Source organism: Ochrobactrum sp. AN78 (assembly GCF_029909885.1).
Taxonomy (GTDB): Bacteria; Pseudomonadota; Alphaproteobacteria; order Rhizobiales; family Rhizobiaceae; genus Brucella; species Brucella quorumnocens.
In genome coordinates, this window is the sequence record NZ_JASAMU010000021.1 from 20,566 (window position 1) to 28,297 (window position 7,732).

A 7,732-nucleotide genomic window follows, 5' to 3' on the forward strand; every position below is an offset into this window, starting at 1 on the left:
AAGCCGCGATCGTTCTCTAGCCTCTCTATAGGGCCCTATATGTGGGGAATTGCGCTCATGGAGGTGCTGCGGCAATTCATGTGGCGAACAGAGCAGATTTTATGGATTGCGATTGACCAAAGTAGTGATGATTTCTCATGCCTTGCGGACTTATCCGTTGCCCGCCGATCCAATGAGGCGAAGCGATTGCGGGAGGGCGAGGGTAGCTAATCTCGCCCCAATCCCGCAAGCGTCCGGTCAAGTCCGGCCAGCGATGCTGTGCCAACGATAAAGGTCGGAATGCCGCTCAACGCTCCACAGCACAGATATTTTTGGTAAAGCGGTGCATGCTGGGCCAATGATTAATGGGCTGGGGCAGTCACTTATCAACTCAGATTTTAGCAAAATACCATAACACACAGAAGAACAATCTCTTTTGCTCTTAGCAACGGTCCCAGCAATGGGTGTGAAAAATCGGCAGGACGCGAACCCTGGCGAGCGGCCCAGCAGGAAGTCTTAGGAGTTTGAGGAGGACAAATGGCCCATCAAGAGTTGACAGCACATCGCGCGAAGAAAACAGACTGGCGCGCAGCTTTATGGTCGGCGCAGAGCATTCGGATCGGCGTTGTGCCACTTCCAATCTATATGCTTTTAACGCTGCTGATCATTGGCTTCGTGTCAATCGACAAGGTTTCTTCTGATTTGACGATGGCGATTGGTATTCTGTCGGTTGGTGGGTTCTTCTTCATGGAGTTGGGCAGGCGCATCCCTATCCTGGGTTTGATGGGCGGTGCTGCCATCATGACATTTGTCGTGCCTTCTGCCGCAGTATTTTACGGCTTCATACCACCGTCCGTTGCAAGTGCTGTCACAGCGTTCTGTAAGCAGTCAAATTTTCTCTATCTTTATATTTCGGCTATTATTGTCGGCAGTATCATCAGCATGGATCGTCAAGTGCTGGTGGAGGGCTTCTTGAAGATCCTTTTGCCGCTTGCAGCCGGTTCAATTGTTGCATTGCTCGTCGGCACCCTTGTGGGAATGGCGATGGGATTGACTGCTTCGCACAGCCTGTTTTTCATCGTCACGCCCATCATGGCCGGCGGTCTGGGTGAGGGGGCAATACCGCTTTCCGTGGGATATTCTCTCATTCTGCATCAACCGCAGGAAACCTTGTTCGCTCAGATCATCCCGGTCGTGATGCTCGCGAGTTTTACCGCTGTTCTTCTCTGCGGCTTGCTCAATCTATTGGGAAAGTACTGTCCGCAATTGACAGGCGAGGGGCAATTGCAGCCTGGTACGGCCAACGTGAGTTCAAAAGTGAAGACATCGTCGAAACCACTTGATATTACGGACATTGCTGCAGCCGGCGTCACGATCGTCAGCCTCTATTTGTTGGGCGTATATATACAAAAACTGACTGCTTTTCCCGCACCCATCACCATGCTGTTTCTCGTCGTTGCGGCAAAAATAGGCCGGATGTTTAATCCCGTTATAGAAAATGGGAGCCGAAAGGTTTACAGGTTTTTTTCTTCCATTGTGACCTGGCCGCTTCTGTTTGCGATGGGTGTAGCACTGACGCCGTGGGATACATTCATCGCCGTCTTCACGCTTCCCACAGTGGTGACGGTATTCGCGACGGTATCATCCCTCATTGCGACAGGCTTCATCACGGCAAGATTGGTCCATCTCTATCCGATCGATACCGCTATCGTGGCAGGCTGCCACAGCGGTCAGGGCGGGACAGGCGACATTGCCATCCTTACAGCTGCCAACCGGATGGAACTGATGCCCTTCGCACAGATCGCAACCCGCATAGGCGGAGCAATCACCGTCTCATTTGCGATCACGATGTTGCGATATCTGACGTGAACCGGCCAAAATGGGTTTAGCTTTAAAAAGCCAAGTCATTGCGCATTATACCGCGAAGACACGGATGCAACTCAGCCAACACTTGAGACTGAATTGCATCCGTGGCGAAGTCGTTTGCGGTTCAGGAATTGGCTACCCCCGAAACCTATATACGCTACTAGTGAAGGACGCTGGCATCAGGTTGGAGCAATCCAAAGATGGTGTAACCCATCCGACCCCACTACATACCGGTTTCGCGGTTATCACCCATGTCAGGTTTGCTGCCAGTGACAGATGCATAGAGCATTTTCGCTGTAGCAGAAATCCTACCTGGGCCGTCCCAAAATTCTGCATGGTTTGGTGACACCACGATAAGCCGGATGTCTGGATCATCCTCTGAATCCCAAAACGCCTTCGCGAAAGGGGTCCATAGTTCCTTAATCTTGGCGCGGTCATTTGACACCTGTGCATCTCCTATAATGAACAGATAGTCATTGGCGGATTCATCGGAGAATGTGAGCTGTACGGGGGACTTTTCCTGAATATCCGTGACTTTTTCACTGGCGGCATCCGCGAGAAAATAAATTGTTCCTTCTTCTTTACGAACAATTGGCGACATGGGAACTTGCTTCCCATTCCACCCGTAGAAGCACACACGGTTATCAGTCGCTATTTTCCAAGCCCGTTGTGGGTCTGTTTCCGTCATATTGTCTCTCCAGGATACTAAGGCCCGCCCTATTAGATTCTGACGCGGGGAGGGCAAGCGTGACTACGAGCGTGTCGCAATGCGTTGACGCCAGTATCTGTTTCGCAAGCGCGGTGCGATCCACCAAGCGATAGGCGGAGCAATGATCAGGCTCATCGCAACGCACACTGGCAAAAGCGTTTTCGCCTCGACTGCGAGAGATGGCACTGAAAGAACTATTATCGCGCCGACGCCAAAAATAACCGCATTAACGACGATACTGAGCAGTGCTGCTATCTGAAATCGTATCGACATGTTCATTCCTCCTAATACGAGCAACGCATTCAATCGCTGTCGGTTCCATCGATAATCCACTCGCAGTGGTGCGACCGATAGATAGGGCGCTTTGCTCGACAGGCTCACTCATCACTGCCATAGCATCGACGGTTGGCTTCGAAGATTTCAGTGATGTTTTGACGAATAGTGAGGTACTTGTCGCTCATCCTCATGCGGGTTCGATGGTAAAAATATGAGCTGCGCGCCAGTCCCAACTGAGCAGCAGATCCGGGAGTTGATAAAGATCTTTTAGGGCGTCAACCACCAGCGTATTCTCCCGATTACTCAGGAGTTGAAGATCGACGCCCAGTTCTTTTTTATGAGTTCGGTCGCTTTCTTCAAAAGGTCGTGCTCAAGCTGCAGTTTCAGAATATCGTGCTGCAGTGTTTCGAGCTGGCGCTCTCATTCTTTTCGCTCTGGCACTGGCGGTGAGTTGTTCTTGCGTTTGATGTTGCGGGAGCCTCCGGACCAAGTAACTGGTTTTTCCAGTTATACAGTGTCGGTCTGCATACGCCGAGCTTTTCGGCCAGAGCCTGCGCACTTTCTTGCCGATTATAAAGTCCGACGACGCCAGCCTTCTTCAGCGCATCAGGGTATCGTGGACGTCCAGTTCTTCCAGTGACAGCTTTGCTGGTTTCGGGAAACGCCTCACGAACCCATGCTGTCAACGTTGCACGACCGGGATAGTCCAAAGCGCGCATCGTTGCAGAAACACAACGACCATGCGTGCGGTAGTGCTCAACAGCCGCTTCTTTCTGCGCCTGTGTGAACTTTGGGGCTCGGGGCGCAAATCCTAAACGCAGATCAAGAAGGTGCTCGTATTCCAGGTACCAACCCTTCAAAGCATTATTGCTTGGGTAGCCCAACTGGCGAATAGTCGCTTTCGGGCGCTTGCCCAGCTTGATGTAGAGCGCAACTGCTCGCATCCGGTCTTCGTAGGAATACATGAACTAACTCCCTGATAGTCCAAGTTTTCGTCCGTACCCCCTCCGGCTCACTTCTACGTGGAAATCAACAAAGCTGACCGAATTAGCGTGAGCTTTGAAGATAATCGGTTGGACTGGGTGCGCGAACCATCAACGCGCCAATCATGCCAATTCAATATCGGTTTGCGGAAAGTCATTTCCTTTGCACAACAGCGGAATGCGCAGTTCTTTCGAACAGGCATAGACAAAGCAATCGCCCATATTGAGCCGCGCCGGGTGAGCAACAACTTTTCCATAAGTAGCCGCCGCTTCGACCGCAATTCGTCCCGTCTTCGCGGCCACTGTCACCTCGCAGGCATTTAGGGTTTTCAGAAGTTGTTCCACTAATCGCTGTGCGTTCTGAATATGCTCCGGTGCAATTGGGACTTGGGGCCCTACCGTATCATTTGCATACTGTCGGGCTATACTCACGCTTGCCTCGAAAAACGTCACGGGCGAATAGTAAATAGGCTTGGCGCTCTGTTTCAGCCTGGTCAGAAGGTGCGCGGCATCTTGCTCGTCAATGATGATTGCCACGATTGCGGATGCATCGATATACATTAGTCATCCTCATAGAGTGAATCCCGGAACGCCTTCATATCGAAGGGCGTCCGTGTGGGACCTGCAAGCTGTTTGAACTCGTCCTGAATTTTCTTCACGCGTTGCTCAAGCGGCTCGGCCTGCTCCAGACGCGAAATCTCATTAAGCAGAGCGCGGCGCACGGCCTCGGTTTTGTTTGGGGCTTTTCCGAGCTTCGCGACCTTGATGGCAAGGTCATCGACGGACTGATCACGTATGTAGAGGGTCATGAGATTTTGCCTTTGTATATCCCGCTTCGTCTATACGTATATCTTAAACGGGATATACCCTAAAAGCAATGAAATAATGGGGTTTTCGCGCTTTAGAGGCGGTAATTTCATACCACACGTAAAAGGAATATACATTTAAATTTTCAGGATTGCAGAGTTTGAAGATAGCCGGTCGCGCCGGAGAATGAACGCGACCGGCTGGCGGCATTTACGCCGCTGCGGACACTTCGTCCTGATCTGCCTCACGCGTTCCCTGGACACGTACAGGTTCCGGTAGCCATTGGCTTTCGGCAAGCTGCGCTTCGGCATATGCTGCGGCTTCGGCCTTTTTCATAGCGCCAACCTTAGCGGCAACATCTGTTCCTTTTACTTCGGCAACTCGCAAAAGAGGGTTCCAGATATTCTTTTGTCACGGTGATTTGCAGGCAAGATTGGCTACTCGCACCCGAATAGAAAGCTGATAGCAACAGCGAATGAACCACGGCGACAAGGGCGATTTCGGAGTTGTGCATCATTTCTATCTGTAGCGCTGCGGTCTTATGTGCGGTTAGGGGCTGCAAAAGCGCTGCGGAATGCGCTGCCTTTTCGGTTTCTGCGGCGCCGTCCTTGCTGTTTACGCTTGGTTTGGCCGTCACATCGTCGTTGCGCAACAAGCCGCGATAGATCGAAACGTCACCGCTATAGTCAAGCCAGATAGAGACACCGGCCCTTGCAATATCGTCGGCGGCATATCCTTCTGTCCTGGCTTTGATGATTTCAATTTCAGCTTCAATGGCCTCCTTTTTATCTTCGGCGTCATCGTCTGCGGCTCCATGCTCAATAAGTTCAGCCAGAGCATCATATTCGGTGCAAAGCTGATCAAGACGCGCCTGCGCTTTCTCACTCAAAGGGATAGTATCGGCATAGATGCGGGGGGTATTATAAAAGCCGGACGGCTGTTCGCTGAAACACTCAACCCATTTCCAAGCCTTCGGCTCTGATCGGTTCTGCGATCTGGTCTAGTTTCGCCATAACAAGGCGGTCCACTAAAGCCGCATCGGTGGCAAATCCGCCATTGTCGGAAAATAGATCACGGCGAACTATACCGCCGGCCTGCTCATAAGCTTCTACTCCTATGAATCTCATGATTTTGGCGGACAGAGCAATTTCAGCCTCGGTCAGATGACGGCGGATTGAGCTTGGATGCGGGTCATATTGATTGAGGCTGTTCCAGACTTCCACCTGTTGCGCATGATCGTCCGTGATCGAGAAAGCCTTTAGGTGATAGGTGCTGATTTCATCTTTGCGGTAGAGATCGATCAATTCCGGTGCGACACGCGCCAGAGCAAGGCGGCGGGTCACGGTGTTTTCAGTCGTAGCAAAACGCGCTGCTATCTCAGCAACCGATTTTCCTTTATCGCCCAAAGCCTTGAATGCTTCAAAGGCATCTGTGGGTGCATGTCTTCGCTCATGATGTTTTCAGCAAGTGACACGGCGGCTGCATGGTCGGCATCTTTCACCATGCAGTTGACGGCAAAGTCGGCTTCGACTTCCCCTTTTTCTGCTAGCTGTGCAAGGGCACGACGGCGGCGCTCACCTGCGGTCACATAGAAGCGGCCTTTCTTGTCACCTTTACGAACGACAAAATTTTGCAGCGGCTGGAATCCTTCGGCGCGAAGGATGGCCGCAAGCTCGTCGATGCTGTCCTTGAAATAGGATTTGCTGACATTGTTCGGGTCCGAGTCCAGCTTGTTGAGGGCGATTTTAACAGTGTCGGACGTGGGTTTCTCCTTTTTCCGCGAAGCGGCCTTCTGTCCCGTAAGGGGCAGGAGCCCTGCTCCTGCTCCCGCGCACGAGCAAGATCAGCGGAAGAGAGGGGGACAAGCGGAAAATTGGCAGGGGGGACCACCCACGCTGAAGGCGCGACCAAGGGCGAATATCCGCGCAGCGATTCTCGCTCCTGGTCGTCCTGCAGAACGCGAAGCGGGCGAAGGATGGGGGATGCCAATTTTCGGCTTGTGGGGGAGAGGGGGGCCGCGCTCCCTGGGATTTAGGACGGTTCCAGATGATGTTGAAGGCATCTGGATCCTCGCTCTCCGGTGCCCGCATCGATATCCGTAATTTGTCGTGAAAAAGCAAGTCGCTAACCTGAACGATCTTTTCTAGCATCTCCCTCGAAAGACCCGCCTTCGTGCCGGTTTTTTCATGTCTGAATGGCTGGCATCCCATTGTCGTGAATCAGTAACAGGAAACCATAGGCTGATTGTTAGATTCGGGAAGTATAAACCATTCTAGAATGGTATTTTGGCTTAATTCGGTAGTCATTGCGTTAACCGTTTTCGAACACGCAATAAGATCATCGCTTTGGTTGCAGCCACGCCGTTAAGCCTTGTTGCGGATATACGGGGACATATCCGGACGAGTGACGAATGCAAAAGTCCCAACGAAGTGGGGCTTTTCTCATTTCTTGTCTTGCGCCAGCACAGCCTGAACGCACCTGATCAAAACGTTTTGTTCGTTTCTTTCGGGTCTTCAGGTATCTCAACGCACATTTCACGCACTTTGTCGGAGGATCGATGTGAAACGAATTATGAAACGATGGGATGACGTGGAAAGGTATGTCTCAGAGGACTACATCATCGCGTTTCAAGAAACTCTGAGGACAGCCCTTAAAGAAAAGGAAATGTCTCATGCGGATTTGGCCGACGTCCTCGGAATATCAAGGTCGCGTGTTAGCCAATTATTCATGGAGGGAACAAATCCTTCGATCAGGAATGTAGGTTTAGTACTGTTTCGGCTGGGATATACAATGGAGTTCAAGAAGCAAGAGAGCCCACCAAATGACGGATGAGCCAACGGGGCAGCATCGGAATTTCGAGTAATATGCGCTGATTGATTTCAAGACGTTGTGGGAAGAAATTCTGAAGAAAAAGAAAGAGGAGATGCAGAATCGTTAACCTCGATCAATCCCTTAGGAACAGAACCAATAATATTATCAATCATTTAGTTCCATAATACATGTTATGTGATCTAAGCGTGTAGGGGCTATTTAGTAATGCGACAGTTGGGCCAGTTAGAGATGCGACGTGTCGCCTCTTGAGGTGCTGGTCAATGTCAACGTTGGAGGCAAG

General features: G+C 51.3%; 11 protein-coding genes. 2 read left to right on the forward strand and 9 right to left on the reverse strand.

The window, feature by feature from the left end:
- Positions 1-516: 516 nt before the first annotated feature.
- Positions 517-1,848, forward strand: coding sequence for a 2-hydroxycarboxylate transporter family protein (locus QBD00_RS22950; protein WP_151095928.1), 1,332 nt, complete (start codon positions 517-519; stop codon positions 1,846-1,848).
- Between the two features lie 220 nt (positions 1,849-2,068).
- Here the strand turns inward: QBD00_RS22950 and QBD00_RS22955 are convergent, their stop codons facing one another.
- From QBD00_RS22955 to QBD00_RS22995, 9 genes are all read right to left on the reverse strand, one after another.
- Positions 2,069-2,533, reverse strand: coding sequence for a pyridoxamine 5'-phosphate oxidase family protein (locus tag QBD00_RS22955; protein ID WP_318580621.1), 465 nt, complete (start codon positions 2,531-2,533; stop codon positions 2,069-2,071).
- Between the two features lie 63 nt (positions 2,534-2,596).
- Positions 2,597-2,827: a hypothetical protein gene (locus QBD00_RS22960; RefSeq protein ID WP_151095934.1), complete on the reverse strand. Its 231-nt coding sequence runs from the start codon at positions 2,825-2,827 to the stop codon at positions 2,597-2,599.
- Between the two features lie 386 nt (positions 2,828-3,213).
- A complete protein-coding gene (locus QBD00_RS22965; protein WP_412535061.1) occupies positions 3,214-3,795 on the reverse strand; it encodes a transposase in 582 nt (193 codons plus the stop codon).
- Positions 3,796-3,936: 141 nt separating this feature from the next.
- Positions 3,937-4,374, reverse strand: a complete 438-nt coding sequence (locus QBD00_RS22970) for a type II toxin-antitoxin system VapC family toxin (protein WP_151095937.1) — start codon at positions 4,372-4,374, stop codon at positions 3,937-3,939.
- Positions 4,374-4,622, reverse strand: a complete 249-nt coding sequence (locus QBD00_RS22975) for a type II toxin-antitoxin system VapB family antitoxin (protein WP_140906385.1) — start codon at positions 4,620-4,622, stop codon at positions 4,374-4,376. The genes QBD00_RS22970 and QBD00_RS22975 overlap by 1 nt, the downstream gene beginning before the upstream one ends.
- Before the next feature lie 208 nt (positions 4,623-4,830).
- Positions 4,831-4,956, reverse strand: coding sequence for a hypothetical protein (locus tag QBD00_RS22980; RefSeq protein ID WP_268967541.1), 126 nt, complete (start codon positions 4,954-4,956; stop codon positions 4,831-4,833).
- Between the two features lie 10 nt (positions 4,957-4,966).
- Entirely contained in the window at positions 4,967-5,509 is a 543-nt protein-coding gene (locus QBD00_RS22985) for a hypothetical protein (RefSeq protein ID WP_151095940.1), read from the reverse strand.
- Positions 5,510-5,573: 64 nt separating this feature from the next.
- Positions 5,574-5,963 carry a hypothetical protein gene (locus QBD00_RS22990; RefSeq protein ID WP_318580622.1) on the reverse strand — a complete coding sequence of 130 codons (390 nt, stop codon included), beginning with the start codon at positions 5,961-5,963 and terminating at the stop codon, positions 5,574-5,576.
- 29 nt (positions 5,964-5,992) lie between these two features.
- Positions 5,993-6,430 carry a ParB/Srx family N-terminal domain-containing protein gene (locus QBD00_RS22995; protein WP_318580623.1) on the reverse strand — a complete coding sequence of 146 codons (438 nt, stop codon included), beginning with the start codon at positions 6,428-6,430 and terminating at the stop codon, positions 5,993-5,995.
- Positions 6,431-7,191: 761 nt separating this feature from the next.
- Between QBD00_RS22995 and QBD00_RS23680 the strand changes: the two genes are divergently transcribed.
- Entirely contained in the window at positions 7,192-7,452 is a 261-nt protein-coding gene (locus QBD00_RS23680; protein WP_412535062.1) for a helix-turn-helix domain-containing protein, read from the forward strand.
- Positions 7,453-7,732 lie beyond the last annotated feature (280 nt).

Excerpts from the sequence above, each read along its gene's own strand:
- QBD00_RS22950 (WP_151095928.1), top strand. The coding sequence starts at position 517 with ATGGCCCATCAAGAGTTGACAGCACATCGCGCGAAGAAAACAGACTGG.
- QBD00_RS22955 (WP_318580621.1), bottom strand. The coding sequence starts at position 2,533 with ATGACGGAAACAGACCCACAACGGGCTTGGAAAATAGCGACTGATAAC.
- QBD00_RS22960 (WP_151095934.1), bottom strand. The coding sequence starts at position 2,827 with ATGTCGATACGATTTCAGATAGCAGCACTGCTCAGTATCGTCGTTAAT.
- QBD00_RS22965 (WP_412535061.1), bottom strand. The coding sequence starts at position 3,795 with ATGTATTCCTACGAAGACCGGATGCGAGCAGTTGCGCTCTACATCAAG.
- QBD00_RS22970 (WP_151095937.1), bottom strand. The coding sequence starts at position 4,374 with ATGTATATCGATGCATCCGCAATCGTGGCAATCATCATTGACGAGCAA.
- QBD00_RS22975 (WP_140906385.1), bottom strand. The coding sequence starts at position 4,622 with ATGACCCTCTACATACGTGATCAGTCCGTCGATGACCTTGCCATCAAG.
- QBD00_RS22980 (WP_268967541.1), bottom strand. The coding sequence starts at position 4,956 with ATGAAAAAGGCCGAAGCCGCAGCATATGCCGAAGCGCAGCTTGCCGAA.
- QBD00_RS23680 (WP_412535062.1), top strand. The coding sequence starts at position 7,192 with ATGAAACGATGGGATGACGTGGAAAGGTATGTCTCAGAGGACTACATC.